Annotated in this window: 18 protein-coding genes; 12 read left to right on the top strand and 6 right to left on the bottom strand. The window is 66.0% G+C overall.

The window, feature by feature from the left end:
* The first annotated feature begins 195 nt into the window (after window positions 1-195).
* From QRM60_RS00385 to QRM60_RS00340, 10 genes are all read left to right on the top strand, one after another.
* Window positions 196-522 carry a YerC/YecD family TrpR-related protein gene (locus QRM60_RS00385; protein ID WP_285445360.1) on the top strand — a complete coding sequence of 109 codons (327 nt, stop codon included), beginning with the start codon at window positions 196-198 and terminating at the stop codon, window positions 520-522.
* A 9-nt stretch (window positions 523-531) separates the two neighbouring features.
* Window positions 532-1,446: an ATP phosphoribosyltransferase gene (gene hisG, locus QRM60_RS00380; protein ID WP_285445359.1), complete on the top strand. Its 915-nt coding sequence runs from the start codon at window positions 532-534 to the stop codon at window positions 1,444-1,446.
* Complete coding sequence (hisD, locus tag QRM60_RS00375; RefSeq protein WP_285445358.1) at window positions 1,443-2,738, top strand: histidinol dehydrogenase; 1,296 nt, start codon at window positions 1,443-1,445, stop codon at window positions 2,736-2,738. Before hisG ends, hisD begins: the two co-directional genes overlap by 4 nt.
* A complete protein-coding gene (gene hisC, locus QRM60_RS00370; RefSeq protein WP_285445357.1) occupies window positions 2,735-3,823 on the top strand; it encodes a histidinol-phosphate transaminase in 1,089 nt (362 codons plus the stop codon). The genes hisD and hisC overlap by 4 nt, the downstream gene beginning before the upstream one ends.
* A complete protein-coding gene (hisB, locus tag QRM60_RS00365) occupies window positions 3,820-4,947 on the top strand; it encodes a bifunctional histidinol-phosphatase/imidazoleglycerol-phosphate dehydratase HisB (RefSeq protein WP_115555879.1) in 1,128 nt (375 codons plus the stop codon). Before hisC ends, hisB begins: the two co-directional genes overlap by 4 nt.
* Window positions 4,944-5,546, top strand: coding sequence for an imidazole glycerol phosphate synthase subunit HisH (gene hisH, locus QRM60_RS00360; RefSeq protein WP_103702566.1), 603 nt, complete (start codon window positions 4,944-4,946; stop codon window positions 5,544-5,546). The genes hisB and hisH overlap by 4 nt, the downstream gene beginning before the upstream one ends.
* On the top strand, window positions 5,543-6,277 hold the full coding sequence (hisA, locus tag QRM60_RS00355) for a 1-(5-phosphoribosyl)-5-[(5-phosphoribosylamino)methylideneamino]imidazole-4-carboxamide isomerase (protein WP_285445356.1): 735 nt from the start codon (window positions 5,543-5,545) through the stop codon (window positions 6,275-6,277). Before hisH ends, hisA begins: the two co-directional genes overlap by 4 nt.
* Entirely contained in the window at window positions 6,271-7,047 is a 777-nt protein-coding gene (gene hisF / locus QRM60_RS00350; protein ID WP_115540197.1) for an imidazole glycerol phosphate synthase subunit HisF, read from the top strand. The genes hisA and hisF overlap by 7 nt, the downstream gene beginning before the upstream one ends.
* Window positions 7,037-7,657 carry a bifunctional phosphoribosyl-AMP cyclohydrolase/phosphoribosyl-ATP diphosphatase HisIE gene (gene hisIE / locus QRM60_RS00345; protein WP_285445355.1) on the top strand — a complete coding sequence of 207 codons (621 nt, stop codon included), beginning with the start codon at window positions 7,037-7,039 and terminating at the stop codon, window positions 7,655-7,657. Before hisF ends, hisIE begins: the two co-directional genes overlap by 11 nt.
* Window positions 7,658-8,300: 643 nt before the next feature.
* Window positions 8,301-9,887, top strand: a complete 1,587-nt coding sequence (locus tag QRM60_RS00340; RefSeq protein WP_285445354.1) for a calcineurin-like phosphoesterase family protein — start codon at window positions 8,301-8,303, stop codon at window positions 9,885-9,887.
* Between the two features lie 191 nt (window positions 9,888-10,078).
* Here the strand turns inward: QRM60_RS00340 and QRM60_RS00335 are convergent, their stop codons facing one another.
* The 6 genes from QRM60_RS00335 to QRM60_RS00310 form a co-directional block, all read right to left on the bottom strand.
* Entirely contained in the window at window positions 10,079-11,128 is a 1,050-nt protein-coding gene (locus QRM60_RS00335) for a C13 family peptidase (protein WP_285445353.1), read from the bottom strand.
* 356 nt (window positions 11,129-11,484) lie between these two features.
* The gene (gene mtnC, locus QRM60_RS00330) at window positions 11,485-12,183 is read right to left on the bottom strand and encodes an acireductone synthase (protein ID WP_285445352.1); all 699 of its coding nucleotides are present in this window, start codon (window positions 12,181-12,183) and stop codon (window positions 11,485-11,487) included.
* Window positions 12,184-12,185: 2 nt separating this feature from the next.
* Window positions 12,186-12,752, bottom strand: a complete 567-nt coding sequence (locus tag QRM60_RS00325) for an acireductone dioxygenase (protein ID WP_011036989.1) — start codon at window positions 12,750-12,752, stop codon at window positions 12,186-12,188.
* Window positions 12,753-12,785: 33 nt separating this feature from the next.
* Window positions 12,786-13,439 carry a methylthioribulose 1-phosphate dehydratase gene (locus tag QRM60_RS00320; protein ID WP_011036990.1) on the bottom strand — a complete coding sequence of 218 codons (654 nt, stop codon included), beginning with the start codon at window positions 13,437-13,439 and terminating at the stop codon, window positions 12,786-12,788.
* Window positions 13,440-14,107: 668 nt separating this feature from the next.
* The gene (locus QRM60_RS00315) at window positions 14,108-15,538 is read right to left on the bottom strand and encodes an amino acid permease (RefSeq protein ID WP_228440584.1); all 1,431 of its coding nucleotides are present in this window, start codon (window positions 15,536-15,538) and stop codon (window positions 14,108-14,110) included.
* Window positions 15,539-15,611: 73 nt separating this feature from the next.
* Entirely contained in the window at window positions 15,612-17,084 is a 1,473-nt protein-coding gene (locus QRM60_RS00310) for an amino acid permease (protein WP_228440585.1), read from the bottom strand.
* Window positions 17,085-17,263: 179 nt separating this feature from the next.
* On the opposite strand from QRM60_RS00310, the gene QRM60_RS00305 reads away from it, so the two are divergent.
* Together QRM60_RS00305 and QRM60_RS00300 are read left to right on the top strand one after the other, a co-directional pair.
* Window positions 17,264-17,815: an NUDIX hydrolase gene (locus QRM60_RS00305; RefSeq protein ID WP_115555885.1), complete on the top strand. Its 552-nt coding sequence runs from the start codon at window positions 17,264-17,266 to the stop codon at window positions 17,813-17,815.
* 106 nt (window positions 17,816-17,921) lie between these two features.
* Complete coding sequence (locus QRM60_RS00300; protein WP_011036994.1) at window positions 17,922-18,203, top strand: hypothetical protein; 282 nt, start codon at window positions 17,922-17,924, stop codon at window positions 18,201-18,203.
* Window positions 18,204-18,245: the final 42 nt, after the last annotated feature.

The raw sequence follows: 18,245 nt of genomic DNA, 5'->3' as shown, positions 1-18,245 counted from the left end.
AGCTGGCCGGAGCGATCTGGCCGGCTGCTTTCGTTTTCGGGGCAGGATGCGTGGCGGTGGCGGTGGCGGTGGCGCTGCGGTAGCGATACCAGGGCGCGTCCGTGCAGGGCGCTCTGCATGAACGCCGCAAGTTCGCCCGCTTGTCCTCATGGCCCTGTTTGCGCTAATGTACTAACACGCTATTACATTAACGCGATGAAACAACGACCTGCTCCCCGCGAAAGTACCGATGTCGCCGCCTCGCTGCAGATGCTTTCCGAGGCGTTGGCGTGCCTGGAGGCGCCCGGCGCCGTCGAGGCCTTCCTGCGTGACCTGTGCACGCCGGCCGAACTCGAAGCCATGTCCGACCGCTGGCGGGTGGTGCCGTTGCTGGTCAAGGGCGTGCCGTATCGCGAGATCCATGACCTGACCCAGGTCAGCGTGACCACCATCGGGCGTGTCGCGCGCACCCTGGAACACGGCGCTGGCGGCTATGCCGCGGCCCTGCGCGAGCAATCGTCGCGCCCTGTCGAATCCCACTGAGAGAACAAGATGAGTGCTTCCACGGCAGCACCGGCACGTGACCGGTTGCGCATTGCCATCCAGAAAAACGGCCGCCTGGCCGAGCCGGCGCGCAGCCTGCTGGCCGCCTGCGGGCTGAGCTGGCGGCAGAGCCGCGACAAATTGTTCTGCTACGGCGAATCGCTGCCGGTGGACCTGTTGCTGGTGCGCGACGACGACATCCCGGGCCTGATCGCCGATGGCGTCTGCGACCTCGGCATCGTCGGCCAGAACGAGCTGGACGAGCAGGCATCGGCGCGGCGTCGCGCTGGCTTGCCGGCAGCCTATCACGCCGTGCGCGGCGTCGGTTTCGGCCAGTGCCGGCTGATGCTGGCGGTGCCGGAGGAGTGGGAATGGCAGGGCGTGGCGCAGCTGACGGGCAAGCGCATCGCCACCAGCTACCCGGCGATCCTGGCCGATTGGCTGGAGCGCCAGGGCATCGACGCATCGGTGGTCGAGCTCTCCGGCTCGGTGGAAATCGCGCCGCGCCTGGGCACCGCCGATCTGATCTGCGACCTGGTCTCCAGCGGCGCGACGCTGGCCGCCAACCAGCTCAAGCCGGTCGAGCTGGTGATGGAAAGCGAGGCGGTGCTGGCCGGTGCTGTGCGCGAGCCCGCCGATGCGCGCGCGGCGTTGCTGGCGATGCTGCTGCGGCGCATGGATGGCGTGCTCAAGCTGCGCGACAGCAAGCTGCTGATGTTCCGCGCCGAGCAGGGCAACGTGGATGCGCTGCGCCGCTTGCTGCCCGATGCCGACCCGCTGGTGCAGTTGCCCGACGACGGCAATGGCGCGTTGCGCCTGCAGACCATGTGCCACGGCGCGGTGACCTGGCAACGCTTGGAAGAACTGGAACGCGCAGGTGCGCAAGGCTTGATGGTATTGACGGTGGAGCGCTCGCTCGCATGAACACGCTTGATTGGACCCAACTCACTGCAGACGCACGCACCCAGGCGTTGACGCGTCCGGTGCAGACCGTCGCCACGCAGACACGCGAGGCGGTCGCCACCCTGATCGCCGATGTGCGTGCACGCGGCGATGTGGCGCTGCGCGAGATCACCGCACGCTTCGACGGCGTCACGCTGGACAGCTTTGCGGTCAGCGATGCCGAATTTGCCGCGGCAGACGCCGCCATCGCGCCGGAACTGCGCCAGGCGATGCAGGACGCCGTGGCGCGCATCGACACCTTTCACCGCGCCGGCATGAGCGAAGGCTACGCGGTGGAAACCGCACCTGGCGTGGTCTGCGAAAAGATCGTGCGCCCGATCGGCCGCGTGGGCTTGTACGTGCCGGCCGGCAGCGCGCCGTTGCCGTCCACCGCCTTGATGCTGGGGGTGCCGGCGCGGCTGGCTGGCTGCCGCGAAGTGGTGCTGTGCACGCCGCCGCGCAAGGATGGCAGTGTCGACCCGGCGGTGCTGGTGGCCGCGCAACTCACCGGCGTGCGCCGTGTGTTCAAGCTCGGTGGCGCGCAGGCGATTGCGGCAATGGCCTATGGCACCGACTCCATTCCCAGCTGCGACAAATTGTTCGGCCCGGGCAACAGCTTCGTTACCGAAGCCAAGCAGCAGGTGGCGCAATCCGGCGCGGCCGCGATCGACATGCCGGCCGGCCCGTCCGAGGTGCTGGTGATTGCCGATGCCGGCGCGCAACCGGCGTTTGTCGCGGCCGATCTGTTGTCGCAGGCCGAACACGGCCCGGATTCGCAGGTGCTGCTGTTGTCCGACAGCGATGCGTTGATTGCCGCAGTGCAGGAGCAACTGGACCTGCAACTGGCGCAACTCTCGCGCGCCGACATCGCGCGCCAGGCGTTGGCGCAGTCGCGGTTGATCAAGGTGGCGACGCTGCAGGACGCGTTCGAGATCAGCAACCGCTATGCACCGGAGCACCTGATCCTGGCCTTGCGCGAGCCACGTGCGTGGTTGGCACAGGTGGAGGCCGCCGGCTCGGTGTTCCTCGGCGACTACACGCCCGAAGCACTGGGCGATTACTGCAGCGGCACCAACCACGTGTTGCCGACCAGCGGTGCGGCGCGTGCCTACAGCGGCGTGAGCGTGGCCAGCTTCCAGAACATGGTGAGCGTGCAGGCGGCGAGCAAGGCCGGTATCGATGGAATCGGCGCATGCGCAGTGATTCTGGCGCGTGCCGAGGGCCTGGACGCGCACGCCAACGCGGTGGCGCTGCGCATGGGAGTGGCCGCATGAGCACGGCATCGGTAATGGATCTGGTGCGTGACGATCTGCGCGCATTTGCAGGTTATGCGTCGGCGCGCACGAGTGCGTTGCAGGGCGATGTGTGGCTCAACGCCAACGAGTCGGCCTGGGGAAATCCGGCCGATCCCGACGCCAGCACGCGTCGCTATCCCGATCCGCAGCCCAAGGGCCTGCGTGCGGCGCTGGCGCAGCTGTACGGGTGTGCGCCCGAGCAATTGCTGATCGGCCGCGGCAGCGACGAGGCCATCGATCTGCTGGTGCGTGGCCTGTGCGTGCCCGAGCGCGATGCGGTGGTGGTCACGCCGCCGGTGTTCGGCATGTATGCGGTGTGCGCACGCCTGCAGAACGTGCCGCTGGTCGAAGTGCCGTTGGTGGATGGGTCGGACGGTTTGCATGCCGATGTGCCGGTGATCGTGCAGGCCGCGCTGGACGCCAAGGCCAAGCTGGTGTTCCTGTGCTCGCCGTCCAATCCGGCCGGCTCGGCGATCCCGCTGGCCGAAATCGAAGCTGCCTTGCAGGCGCTGCAGGGCAAGGCGGTGGTGGTGGTGGATGAGGCCTATGGCGAGTTCTCCGATGTGCCCTCGGCCATTGGCCTGCTTGCGCGCTACGACAATCTGGCGGTGTTGCGCACCTTGTCCAAGGCGCACGCGCTGGCGGCTGCGCGCATCGGCAGCCTGATCGCCAATGCCGAGCTGATCGCGTTGTTGCGCCGTTGCCAGGCGCCGTATCCGGTACCCACGCCATGCGCGGTGATGGCCGAGCAGGCCTTGTCTGCACCTGCGCTGGCAGTGACGCAGCGGCGGGTGACCGAGATCCGTGCCGAGCGCGCACGCCTGCATGCCGCGCTGGTGCAGGTGGCCGGCGTGCGCCAGGTCTACCCCTCGCAGGGCAACTTCCTGCTGGTGCGTTTCGACGACGCCGAAGCAGCGTTCCAGGCGCTGCTCGAAGCAGGTGTGGTGGTGCGTGATCAACGCGCGGTGCCGCGCCTGTCTGATGCGCTGCGCATCACCATCGGCACGCCCGAACAGAATGATCGTGTGCTGGGCGCGTTGCAGCGCAAGCAGGAGGCCGCATGACCCCGATTCTTTTCGTCGACCGCGATGGCACGCTGATTACCGAGCCGGCCGATTTCCAGATCGACGCCTACGAAAAGCTGCGCTTTGTCGACGGCGTGATTCCGGCCATGCTCAAGCTGCGCGATGCCGGCTACCAGTTCGTCATCGTCAGCAACCAGGACGGCCTGGGCAGCGAGAGCTATCCGCAGGCATCCTTCGACGGCCCGAACAATCTGATGCTGCAGATCTTCGCCAGCCAGGGCATCGAATTCCGCGAAGTACTGATCGATTGCAGTTGGCCGGCCGACAACGCGCCGACGCGCAAGCCGGGCGTTGGCCTGATGGTGCCGTACCTGCAGGACCGCACGATCGACTGGAGCCGTTCGGCGATGGTGGGCGACCGCATCACCGACATCCAGTTCGCGCAGAACCTCAACATCCGCGGGTTCCAGCTGCGCACCGAGCAGTTCGGCGGCGATTGGGACTGGGCCGGCATCGCGCACGAACTGGCCGATGCGCCGCGCCGCGCGGTGGTCCAGCGCAATACCAAGGAAACCCGCATCCGCGTGGAGCTCGACCTGGATCGCGTGGCCGAACCGCACACCGCTACCGGCCTGCCGTTTTTTGATCACATGCTGGAGCAGATCGGCAAGCACGGCGGGTTTGCGCTGGATATCCGCGCCGAAGGTGACCTGCACATCGATGAGCACCACACCATCGAAGACACCGGTCTGGCGCTGGGGCAGGCCTTGCGCGAAGCCTTGGGCGACAAGCGCGGTATTGGCCGCTATGGCTTTGATCCGGTCGACAGCCCATGGCGCGTGGCCGGTGATACCGCACAGCACGGCTTTGCCTTGCCGATGGACGAAACCATCGCCAGTGCTGCGCTGGATTTCAGCGGCCGGCCATACTTCGTGTTCGACGGCGACTTCAAACGCGAGCGCGTTGGCGACATGCCCACCGAGCTGGTGCCGCACTTCTTCCGTTCGGTGTGCGATGCATCCGGATTGAATCTGCATCTGCACGTGCGCGGCGAGAACGATCACCACAAGGTGGAAGGCTGCTTCAAGGCATTGGCGCGTGCACTGCGCCAGGCGATCCGCCGCGAGGGCACCGCGTTGCCATCCACCAAGGGGGCGCTATGACCGACCTCGCGCTCATCGACGCCGGCGGTGCCAATCTCGGCTCGGTGCGCTATGCGCTCGAGCGCCTGGGCGTGGAGGCGCGCGTGGTGCGCGATGCGCAGGGCCTGCAGGGCGCCGAGCGCGTCATCCTGCCGGGCGTGGGCGCAGCGCCGGAGGCCATGGCGCGCCTGCGTGCGCAGGGGCTGATTGAACCGCTGCAGCAATTGCAGGTGCCGCTGATCGGTATTTGCCTGGGCATGCAGCTGTTGTTCGAGCATTCCGAAGAAGGCGATGTGGACTGCCTGGGAGTGCTGCCGGGCATCGTGCGGCACATGACGCCGGCGCTTGGCATCCGCGTACCGCACATGGGCTGGAACCAGCTGGTGCCGATGCGTGACTCCGCGCTCCTTGCTGGGTTGCCGGAGCGTGCCAGCGCCTATTTCGTGCATGGCTATGCCGCGCCAGTCACAGCCGACACTGTCGCCGCCTGCGATCACGGTGGGCTGTTCACCGCGGTGGTGCAAAACGGCTTGCGATGCGGCGCGCAATTCCATCCCGAGCGTTCCGCCGACACCGGTGCGCGCATCCTGCGCAATTTTCTTGAGATGAGCTTCCCATGAGTTTCACCGTTTACCCCGCGCTGGACATCCGCGACGGCCGTGTGGTGCGGCTGCTGCAAGGCGATTACGCCCGCGAAACCCGCTACGGCGACGATGTGCTGCCGCGTGCGCAGGCGTTTGCCGACGCTGGTGCGCAGTGGATGCATCTGGTGGATCTGGATGCGGCCAAGGCGGGCGGCTACACCTTGGCCCCGCTGCTCGGTCAGATCAGCCGTCAGACCGGCCTGCAGGTGCAGACCGGTGGCGGTGTGCGCTCGCGCGAGGATGTGGCGCGGATTTTCGATGCCGGTGCGGCGCGTGTGGTGGTGGGCTCGCTGGCCGTGCGCGACAGCGCCACGGTGATTGGCTGGCTGCAGGAATTCGGCACCGATCGGCTGACCATCGCGCTGGATACACGCCAGGACGCAGCGGGCGTATGGCAACTTCCCGTGCATGGCTGGACCGAAACCGCCGAGGCCACGCTGGATCAACTGGCCACGCAGTACGCGCAGGCCGGTCTGCAGCATCTGTTGTGCACCGACATCGCGCGTGACGGCATGCTGTCCGGCCCCAACATGGGCTTGTATGCGCATCTGCGCGCACTGGCGCCGCAGTTGCAGGTGCAGGTCTCCGGTGGCGCGCGCAATCTGGCCGACGTGGCCGCGGCCAAGGCGGCCGGGTGTGCCGGCATCGTGCTCGGCAAGGCGCTGTTGGAAGGTCATCTGGATCTGAAGGACGCACTGGCATGCTGAGCCGTCGCATCATTCCCTGCCTGGACGTGCGCGATGGCCGCGTGGTCAAGGGTGTCAAGTTCCGCGACCACATCGACATGGGCGACATCGTCGAGTTGGCGATGCGCTACCGCGACCAGGGCGCGGACGAGTTGGTGTTCTACGACATTGGCGCCAGCCCGGAAGGGCGTTCGGTGGACTATGCGTGGGTCGAGCGCGTTGCGCGCTTGATCGACATCCCGTTCTGCGTGGCCGGCGGCATCCGCGATGTAGAAACCGCACGTGCGGTGCTGCATGCCGGCGCCGACAAGATCTCCATCAACTCGCCGGCATTGGGGCGGCCGCAGCTGATCTCCGAGCTGGCTGACGCCTTTGGCGTGCAATGCGTGGTGGTCGGCATCGACTCGATCCGCGAAGAGGACGGGCAGTGGCGTGTACGCCGCTACACCGGCGACCCAAACAAGACCCAGGCGCTGCCGATGCGCACGCTGGACTGGGTGGCCGAGGCGCAGCGACTGGGCGCGGGCGAGATCGTGCTCAATTGCATGGATAACGACGGGGTCCGGCATGGCTACGACATCGCGCAGCTGCGCCAGGTGCGCGCGTTGTGCCGGGTACCGCTGATCGCGTCTGGCGGCGCTGGCGAGATGCAGCATTTTGCCGACGTGTTCGACCAGGCCGACGCCGATGGGGCGCTGGCGGCCAGTGTCTTCCATAGCGGTGCGATTCCGATTCCGGAACTCAAGCGCTTCCTGCGCGCGCAACAGATCGAGGTACGTGATGGGCAGTGAGACGACGGCAGCCGGCGATGCGCTCGATGCGCTGGACTGGAACAAGGGCGACGGCTTGTTGCCGGTGATCGTGCAGGATGCCGACAACCTGCGCGTGCTCATGCTGGGCTACATGAATGCCGAGGCGCTTGCAGTGACGCGTGCGCGTGGCGAGGTCACTTTTTTCAGTCGCAGCAAGCAGCGGCTGTGGACCAAGGGCGAGAGCTCGGGGAATGTGCTGCGCGTGGTCGCGATCGAAACCGATTGCGACGCGGACACCTTGCTGGTGCAGGCGCGTCCGCACGGCCCGACCTGTCACCTGGGCCGCACCAGTTGCTTCCCCACCGCGCCCGGCCAATTCCTCGGCAGCCTGGACGCCTTGATCGCCGAGCGCGAGCGCGAGCGCCCGCATGGCAGCTACACCACCAAGTTGTTTGAGCAAGGCATTCGACGCATTGCGCAGAAGGTGGGCGAGGAGGGTGTGGAAACCGCGCTGGCCGGGGTGGTGCAGGGCGACGCCGAGTTGCTGGGCGAATCCGCCGATCTGCTGTACCACCTGATCGTGCTGCTGCGCGCACGCGGGCTGGGCCTGGGCGACGCAGTGGCGCTGCTGGAGTCGCGGCACACGTAATCGCCCACCAAAGCATCTCGTAGGAGCGCGCTTGCGCGCGATGGGTTTTATCGATAACGCCTCGTCGCGCGCAAGCGCGCTCCTACGCAAAGCGGGACTGCCACAGACCTTATCGCAGCCAGGCGCATCGTCGCTGCGCAGCGCCTCTTGTTGCTGCGCACGGCTAGGCTTGTGCGATGCAATGGCGTCGCCGGAATCGCGGCACAAGGTGATTCGCGTGATAGCTAGTGCACCTCGTAGGAGCGCGCTTGCGCGCGATGGGCTTTATCGATAACGCCTCATCGCGCGCGAGCGCGCTCCTACGTAGAGCTGGGCTGCCAAAGATCTGGTTGCACTCAGCTCCTCGTCGCTGCGCGCTGCATCTCATTGACGTGCACGGCTGGGCCTGTCCGATGCAATGGCGCCGTTGGAATCGCGGCACAACGTTAGTTGCGCGGCGGGCGGTGCACCCCGTAGGAGCGCGCTTGCGCGCGATGGGAGTTACCGATAACGCCTCATCGCGCGCAAGCGCGCTCCTACGCACTGCGGCTCGGGCCTCCTATCGCGCAGACGCACGCGTCCACGCGTCGCGATCACCCATCCGGCCCTGCGGTGACCCAGCCAGGCCCCGCTACAATTACGGCTGGTTATCGCAGGAATACCCATGCAGCTTCGTTTCGCTCTCCTGACCCTGGGCCTGCTCGCAGGCACTGCGCATGCACGCGCTGTCGTGGTCGATGGCGTGGTGTTCGAAGAGCGCGACGGCACGCCGGGGCGGGGCCGTGATGAGCCTGGTCTTGCCGATGTCATCGTCTCCAATGGCCAGCAGCTGGTGCGCACCGACGCGCAGGGCCGCTACCGTATGCCGGTGCGCGAGGGCCAGACCGTGTTTGTGATCAAGCCGGGCGATCGCAGTTTCGTTCCCAATGCCGATGGCTTGCCCGGGTTCTGGCGCCATTACGCGCCCGAGGGCTCGCCCAAACGCAAATACACCGGCATCGCTGCCACTGGCACCAACACCCGCAACTGGGATTTCGCACTGACCCCGCGCGTCGCTGCACAGACAAGCGGCTTCCAGATGCTGGTGTTTGCCGACAGCCAGACTGCCAGCCTGGCCGATGTGGACTACTACCGCCGCGATATCGTCGCGCCCATCGTCGGCAAGGTGCCCGCGCGCCTGGGTACCACGCTGGGCGATATCGTCAGCGACGATCTGAGCCTGTACCCGGCCTTGAACAAGGTCACCACGCAGCTGGGCGTGCCGTGGTTCCATGTGCCGGGCAACCACGACCTCAATTTCGATGCGCGCGATGACCTGCAGTCGCTGGACAGCTGGCGTGCGATCTATGGCCCGGACACCTATGCGGTGGAGGAGGCCAACGCGAGCTTCGTGTTTCTGGACGATGTGATCTACACGCCGGGCGCCAAGCCGGCGTATGTCGGCGGCCTGCGCGAGGATCAATTCGCCTTCCTGCAGGCTTACCTGGCGCAGCTGCCGCGCGAGCGCCTGGTGGTGTTGGGCCTGCATATCCCGTTGTTCGATGCCGCGCCCGGGCAGGAGACGTTTCGCCATGCCGATCGGCGTCGCCTGTTCGCACTGCTCAAGGACTTCCCGCACGTGCTGGTGCTGAGCGCACACAGCCATACCCAGCGGCAGGTGGCGCATGGCGCCGATGAAGGCTGGCAGGGCGCGCGTCCGCTACACGAATACAACGTGGGCGCGGCCTGTGGTGCGTTCTGGTCCGGGGTGAAGGACGCCGACGGCATTCCGGATGCCACCATGAGCGATGGCACCCCGAACGGTTATGCGGTGCTGCAGGTAGCGCCGGGTGGCGACTACACGCTGGCGTATCACGCCGCGCGTGCGCCGGACGATGCGCAGCTGCTGCTGAGTGCGCCCAAGGTGCTGCGGCAGGGCGCGTATGCGGCCTGGGGCGTGTACGCAAACGTGTTCATGGGCGATGCGCAAACGCCGGTGGAGATGCGCATCGACGGCGGCGCCTGGCAGCCGATGAAGCGGGTGGAGCGGCCCGATCCACGTGTGCTCGCCGAGAACACGCGCGACGATGCAGCCGAACAGCTGCGGGGGTACGACCGCTCACCGGAGGCCACGCCGTCCACGCATCTATGGCGGGGCGCATTGCCGACCACGCTGGAGGTCGGCGCGCATACCGTCGATGTGCGTGCCACCTTGCCTACCGGCGTGCAAAGCGCGCGCACCACCTATCGCCTGGAGCGCGCCACGCCCTGAGTTCGGCGCGCAGGGCGTACCCCCACAAACGCGAACGCCTCCACGAGGGAGGCGTCTTGGATCCGGGCTGGCAGGCGATGGGCGCGCTGGCGGGGATCGGTGCTGGCTGGCGTGTCGCTGGCTGGCCCGGCAAGTGTAGAGATGCGCGGCCGCCGGTGACGTAATGAGAATTAGTCGCAACCTTTAGCGCATCACGGACGCTTCGGTTGCGGGGCTACCGTGGGCTGCGCAGGCTTGGAGGGCGCAGCGTCTTTGGTGTCGATGGGGGTGTCGTCCTGATCGGCGACCGCGGCATCCACCGCTTCGGCAACGACCGGCGGATATGGATATGCCAGCGCCGGCCCCGGCTGGAACCCGGCACGCCAGCGCGCCAGCACGGCCCCGATATGCTTGCCGACCGACTGCTGCGGCAACGACGGCAGCTCGCCGTCCTCTTTTTCGCGTGCAGTGATCGCTACCTTGGCTGCGTCGAACGCCGCCACTGGGTCGGCCACCTGGTTCATCGCATCGATCAACCAGGCCTGGCCGAAGTAGGTGGCATTGGAGGTGTTGCCACAGCCGAATGACGGGCGGTCGGCACGTGCCGCGGTGAGGACCAGCGTCGTGGCAGAGCGCAACGCGGGAATGAAGCCGCCCGAATAACACGCCGACAGCACGATGACACGGTTGTCGATGCCGGCATCGTCCAGCGCCTTGCGCAGATCCTGTGGGCTGATGAAATCTTCTTCGTTCTGGTCCACCTGCACATACAGCGTGTGGTCTTCGGTGCCGTGCGTGGTGACGAACAACAGCAGCGCGTCTTCCTTGCGGTCCATGCGCTTGCCGATCGCCGCGAGCGTGTCGTAGAGATTGTCGTAGGTGGCCAGCGGTGCGTACGGGCGCTCGCCGAGATTGTCCGGGTGATTCACCAGCGTGATCACGCGGCCACGGGCGTCGAAGCGTTGCTCGAACAGCTGCTTGAGGTAGAGCGTTTCATTGCGGAAGACGTCGTCGCTGGCATCGCCGGCAAAGCCCACCACATACAGATCGGTGACGCCTGGGCGTTGCGGCGCCAACGTTTTGAGCGCGCTGGTGAGCGCCGCCTGGTCTACCGGATCGACCTGCGCGTCGCTGGCGTCTTGCTGCGCCGGTAGCGCCGCGCCGGCATCCGGGTGGCAGCCGGCAACCAGGGCCACCAGTGCGGTCAGCAGCAGCAATCGGCGCAACAGGGCAGACGGGCCGGATCGGGATGACTGCAACATGGAGAACGCCAGGACCGGAAAGATGCAGATGTAGCGCTTGCGCGGGCGGATAACAAGCCGAGGCGGCTGGCGTCGTATGTAGCTGATCGGTGATCCAACGCGAAAGTGCCGCATACGGGCATTGCGGTAGGCGGGCGTCAGGCTGGCTTGCATGAGCAGCCCTGTTGTCGACTCAATTTACCGAGTCGCCAAGGGCGCCTGCAGCTGCGCTCTGCAGTCAATACAAGCCTGCAATCTGAAGTGGACACGCTCGCCGTGATCAACAGGCGCACCGTCACCCCAGCTTCCGCGCACTCACGGTGCTGCCCCACGACAACAAAACCGCGCCATCAACCGAATCGATGGCGCGTGACCAGTTACAGCACCAACTGCGTGAAGCTTTCCACGCGCTGATGGCTGCCCACATCGTCCGCCGAACGCGGCGTGGGGTAATCGTCCAGGCGGTCAAGCAGCGCGGTGCGCATGCCGGCGCGCTTGGCGGCATCCAGTTCCTCGATCACGTCCGACAGGAACAGGATGTCCTGCGCCGGCACGCCGATGCGTTCGGCGATGCGGCGGTAGCTGGAACTCTCGCGCTTTGGGCCCACCTCGGTGTCGAACCAGTCGGTCACCAGGCCGCTCAGGTCGCCGGCATCGCTATGCGCGAAGAACAGCTTCTGCGCCGGCACCGAACCGGACGAATACACGTACAGCGGAATGCCCTCGGCATGCCAGGCCTGCAGCTGGATCGCCGCGTCTGCATAGATATGCGCGCTGAAATCGGCGGTGCGGTAGCCGTCTTCCCAGATCATGCCCTGCAAGGCCTTGAGCGCGGTGTGCTTGCGGTCTTCGTCGATCCAGGTCTGCAAGGTGGTGATCAGCACCTCATCCGGCACGTCTTCGCCGATCTCGTCGGCCACCTGATTGAGCCAGTGCCGCACCTGCGGGTGCCCGCCGTGCTCGCGCACGTACGCGGGCATGGCGCGGCGCGCATACGGGAACAGCACGTCCTTGACGAAAGAGATGCTGCTGGTGGTGCCTTCGATATCGGTGAGGATCGCTTGCGGTCGTGTCATCGTCAGCTGGCCTTTGGAGGTTTCTCGGGGGCGTAGCGGGGGAATTGTTTGGCGATTTCGGTGCCGGTGAAGTGGCCGACCCAACCGTCCGGCTCGGTGAAGAAACGGATCGCCACGAAGTGCGGCTCCGGGCCCATGTCGAACCAATGCAACGTGCTGTCCGGCACCGCAATCAGATCATCTTTGACGCATTCGATCTCGTAGACCTGCGCGTCCACGTGCAGCGTGAACAACCCAGAGCCGGCCACGAAGAAGCGCACCTCGTCTTCCTTGTGGAAGTGCTCATCCAGGAACTTGGCACGCATTTCTTCGCGCTTTGGGTTGTCCGGCGCGATGCTCACCACGTCCACGGTCTTGAAGCCGCGCTCGGCGCTGATGCGATCGATGTCGGCACGGTAGGCGGCCATCACCTGTTCGGGCGATGCACCCGGTTCGACCGGCTGGCTGGCGTGCCAGCGCTCGAAGGTGACACCAATCTTGCGCAGCTCGGTGGCGATCTGCTCACCATCGCGGCTGTCGAAGTGCGGGGTGGTCGGGTTGGAATCGGCAAAAATACGCAGTCGGCTCATGGCGGTCTGGCTCACACGTGGGGCGGGGAGGGCTTAGCGCGGACTGCGCAGTTTGAGCAGCTCGAGTTCGCAATGCAGCAGGAATTCGAATGCCTCCAGATGACGGCGTGCCTCGGCCATGTTGCGGCCCCAGGCATACAGGCCGTGTCCTTCGATGAGATACCCCCACATGCTCTGTTTGTCCAGCAAGGCCTCGACCTGCGCGGCCAGCACCTGCATGTCCTGGGTGTTGGCGAACACCGGCACGTCCACCGCGGTTTCGTGGGTGGTATTGCCCTCGAAGGCCTTGAGCAGTTCGTAGCCTTCCAGGCGGATCACGCCGCTGCCTGCATAGAGGCGGGAAGCAATCGTCTGCACCGGCGAATGCGTGTGCAACACGCAGCCAATCTCCGGGAACCGGCGATACAGCTGGGTGTGCAACAGGGTTTCGGCAGACGGGCGCAACGGGCGGCCCACTGGCTGGCCATCGAAGTCCACCACCATGATGTCTTCTTCGACCAGGCGGCCTTTGTCGCGTCCGGAGACGGTGATGGCCGCGTGCTGCTCGTCCAGGCGATGGGAAAAATTGCTGCTGGTGGCGGGTGTCCAGCCGGCCTGGGCCAGCTCACGGATATTGCCGATCAACAGCTGCGCCAGCTCGTGCAAACGGGCGGCGCTATAGGGCAGGGGGGCAGTGGTCGCATTCATGCGCCTATTCTACTGCCCCACCGGATTACGGTCAGGTGCAGCGCAGCAGGGGCTGTTCCTGCCACGGTCGGATCGCGAATGGCTGATGGAATGTAACGAGCGTGCGTCTTGCAGTGAGCGCAGTGGTTTTGTTTGTTGTCTCTTGTTGGGTTCAGTCAGAAGCCCAGGTCAAACGCTGAGTGGGTCGAGGGCGCGGTACCCTCACCGCTTGCGGGACACGCCGTGAACCCGTCCCTGGGGGCTCGGTGGCGGCATCCATGCCGCCACACGGTCCCGCAAGCGGCGAGGACACCGCACCAGACGGTTGGTCGGTGGCCGTGGGAAAAGCCGCTTATCGCAGGTGTGACGGACGTCGAACCAGCACCAGCATCAAAAAACGTGCATCACGTAGGGCGCTTCGCTATGCACGCCGACCATCTCGACCGATCCTTGTCCGCCCAGCGCCGCGGGAAATGACGCGGCATGGATGACGCGTAAGAGCCGACGGGGACGTCCCTCGCGGCGTGTCCTGCGATGGTGGGCGGGCAAGGATCCTTGCAGCAACGCCGCAGATCAGAGCCCTGCAGGCCACGCCACAAATCAGCCGCCCTGCAACGAAGGCTCAGATCGCCCGCTCCCCTAGGGGGCGCGCAGCCGTTTTGTCAGTCTCTGCTGGCCCGCGCGCGTGCTCAGCGGCCGTCGCGCAGGCGGCTGTGGCGATAGCCGTAGCCGAAATAGACCACCAGCCCGACCAGGGTCCATAGCCCCATCAGCATCCAGTTGTGCAGCGTCATGGCCGACAGCAAGGCCAGGCAGCTGAGCACACCGGCGCTGCAGATCAGCCACGCGGCCGGCATGCGGAACGGACGCGGCAGTTCCGGATGGGTGCGGCGCAAGATCAGCACGCCCGCGCACACGGCTGCGAAGGCGATCAGCGTGCCCATCGAGGTCAGTTCGCCCAGCACATCCAGCGGGAAGACGGCCGCAAGTATGGCGATGCCCACGCCAGTGATGACGGTATTGATGTGCGGCGTGCGGTACTTGGGATGGATGCGCGTGAACACCGCCGGCAGCAAGCCATCGCGCGCAATGATCATGAAGATGCGCGGCTGCCCGATGATCATCACCAGCACTACCGACGACAGGCCGATCAACGCGCCTACTTCCACCACCACCCGCAACCAAGCCAATTGCGGATGCGCGGCCACTGCCGTCACCACCGGCTCATCGGTGCCCAGCTGGGTGAACGGCACCAGGCCGGTCATCACCGCAGCCATGGCGATGTAGAGCACGGTGCAGATCACCAGCGACAGCATCATGCCGATCGGCAGATCGCGTTGCGGCCGGTGCGATTCCTGCGCCGCCACCGACACCGCCTCGAAGCCGATGTAGGCGAAGAACACCATCGCCGCGCCACGCAGCACCCCTTCCATGCCGTATTTGCCCGGTGCTTCGTTGGCGGGGATGAAGGGGTGCCAGTTGGCCGGGTCCACGTACTTCCAGCCCGCTGCAATGACCAGGATGATCAGCCCGGTCTTGAGGATCACCATCGCCATGTTCATCGCCGACGACTTGCGGATGCCGACGTAGCACAGCCAGGTCAGCAACAACACGATGCCGGCGGCGGGCAGGTTGGCGATCGCGCCGGTGCGCTGCAGCTTGCCGTCCAGCGGTGCGCTGACCAGGGCGGCCGGCAAATGGATGCCGAAGTGTTCCAGCAGACTGAGGAAATAGCCGGTCCAGCTGACCGCCACCGCCGAAGCAGAGACACCGTATTCCAGCACCAGCATCCAGCCGATGAACCAGGCCGCCAGCTCGCCGAAGGTGGCGTAGGTATAGGTGTAGGCGCTGCCGGAGACCGGCACCATCGCCGCAAATTCGGCGTAGGCCATGGCGCAGAACGCGCAGCAGATCGCCGCGAGCACGAACGACAGCACGATCGCCGGGCCGGCATGGTCGGCCGCGGCCTGGCCGGTGATCACGAAGATGCCGCCGCCGATCACCGCGCCGATGCCCAGGGCGGTCAGCCCCCAGGGACCGAGCGCGCGTTGCAGGCCCAGCCCGTCGGCCGCCTCATGGCTGGCGTGCGGGTGTTTGGTGGCCCAAAGTTGTTTGAACATGGAGCGGTTCCGGCTTGGCGCTGCGCGCGATCGTTGAACGAGAAGACCGGCGCGAACGCCGGTCTTGAGAGGGTCAGGCCTTGCGAGCCAGACGGCTATGGTGGATGCCATAGCCGAAATAGATGACCAGGCCGATCACGGTCCAGCCCACGAACACCTTCCAGTGTTCCTGGAAGGCTTGGAAGAACAGGAACAGGCAGGCCACTGCACCCAGCGGGCAGATCACCATCGCCAGCGGTACGCGGAACGGACGCGGCAGGTTGGGCTTGGTGAAGCGCAGCACCATCACGCCGGCGCACACGGTGGCGAAGGCGAGCAGGGTGCCCATCGAGACGAGTTCGCCCAGGACGTTCAACGGAATCACCCCGGCCAGCAGCGCGGCGACCACGCCGACGAACAGGGTGCCGACGTAGGGTGTGTGGAATTTCGGGTGCACCCTGCCGAACAGTTTCGGCATCAACCCGTCCTTGGCCATGGTGTAGAAGATGCGCGGCTGCGCCATCAGCATTACCAGCACCACCGAGGACAGGCCAGCGATCGCGCCGATCTCCACTGCAGTCTTGAGCCAGCTCAGTTGCGGGTGCGCTTCCAGTGCGGTGGCCACCGGCTTGGCGGTGCCGAGCTGGGTATACGGCAACAATCCGGTCAACACCGCGCACACGATGATGTAGATGACGGTGCAGATCGCCAGCGACACCAGGATGCCGATCGGCATGTTTTTCTGCGGGTCCTTGGTCTCGCCGGCGGAGGTCGAGACCGCGTCGAACCCGATGTAGGAAAAGAACACAATGGAGGCCGCGCGGAACACCCCGTCCCAGCCGAACTGCCCCGGCCCGGTGTTCTCCGGGATAAAGGGGTGCCAGTTCGCCGGATCGATGTAGGCGATGCCGAAGCCGACGAACAGGCAGATCACCACCACCTTGATCGCCACCACGATCGCGTTGGCGAACGCAGATTGGGTCACACCCACGTAGCACAGCATGCTCACCGCACCGACAATCAATACGGCGGGCAGGTTGACGATGTTGCCGGAGCTGACAAAGCCATGGCCGTCCCAGGCCAGGGGCGCGCCCGCCAGTTCTGCCGGGAACGGCAACCCGAGCGTGCCGGTCAGGAAGCTGATGAGGTAGGCGGACCAACCGACCGCGACGCTGGAGCCGGCAAACAGGTACTCAAGCACCAGGCACCAGCCAATGAACCAGGCGACGCCTTCGCCGAGCGTGGCATATGAATACGAATAGGCGCTGCCGGAGACCGGCATCATTGCCGCGAACTCGGCGTAGCACAGACCGGCAAAGGCGCAGGCGATGCCGGCGAATACGAACGACAGCATCACTGCCGGCCCGGCGTGATTGGCCGCGGCCTGGCCGGTTAAAACAAAGATGCCGGCACCGATCACCGCGCCGATGCCGAGCATGATCAGGTGCTTGGCGGTGAGGGTGCGCTTGAGGGTGGCTTCGCCTTGCAGGCTGCCTTCGAACGGTTCGCCGGCATCGACGTGGCCTGCGGGCTCGATCGGTTTGACCCGCAATAAAGACTTCAGCATTCGGTGACATCCCCAGTGGCAAAGCAAGGCGCAAGCGCCCGGATGAAGGTCATGCGCCCGGACCCCGGTGGGTTGGGCAAGCGACGTACCTTGCCAAAGCTACACGCTCGCGACAAGCACGTACGCAGCATGAATGGCGATAATGGCCGCCTGGCCCTGCGTGGAAACCGAGACGAGCGATGGTGGATTCGACCCTGCAACAGCAACTGGCCGCATACCGCAGCCGTTGGCCCGACGAAGCCGCACTGGCCGAGCAGTTTGCGCAACTCCTGGACGATGCCACCGATCCGTTCGTGCGCGAGCGTGTCGAAGGTCACTTCACCGGCTCGGCGTGGGTGGTCAGTGGCGATGGCACCCGCACGCTGCTGACCCATCACCGCAAGCTGCAGCGCTGGCTGCAGCTGGGCGGCCACGCCGATGGCGACCGCGATCTAGCCCAGGTGGCACTGCGCGAAGCACAGGAGGAATCCGGCCTCAACGGCCTGACCCTGGCCGACGGCCTGCTGTTCGATCTGGACCGGCACTGGATCCCGGCCCGTGGCGAGGTGGCCGGCCACTGGCATTACGACGCCCGCTACGTGGTGGTCGCCGGCGCTGACGAGACCTTCCAGGTCAGCGAAGAATCGCTCGCTTTAGCGTGGCGCCCGATCGCCGAGCTGCTGGCCGACCCGGAGCTGGATCCGTCGATGCGTCGCATGGCCGAGAAGTGGATGGCGCACGGCGGCAGCTGATGCGCCGGCGACGGGCGTTGCCGGGCCGGATTGCGCGGGCGCCGAGCGTCCGTTGGCTGGGCGGGCATGGCGGGATTGGGTACCCTTGGGCGCCCGTTGCCTGTCCATGCCCATGTCCCGCACCGCTGCTTCGTTCACTTACCGCCTGGCGTTCCGCCCGGTCGACGACCGGATGGACTCGGCCGAACTGGCGCGTACCGTGCAACGGGCGCTGCTGGCGTTGAGCGGGCCGCCGCATGGCGTGGCGATCGTCAGCCTGCAGCGCCCGCCGCGCGAGGATGGCGACGGCCTGTACATGGAGGCGGTCACCACCGGCCCGGAGCGGTGGTATTTGAAGGCCGACGACTATCTGTTGAGCGAGGGCTTGCGCGGCGAGTTGCAGCCCTGAGGGGCTGGGATTCGGGATTGGGGATTGGGGATTCGCAAGCGC

This window comes from Xanthomonas sp. fls2-241-TYG-148, from assembly GCF_030208815.1.
In the GTDB taxonomy this organism is placed as follows: Bacteria; Pseudomonadota; Gammaproteobacteria; order Xanthomonadales; family Xanthomonadaceae; genus Xanthomonas; species Xanthomonas campestris.
Note: the sequence above shows the minus strand (reverse complement) of the source record. Positions and strands in the feature narration are given on the sequence as shown.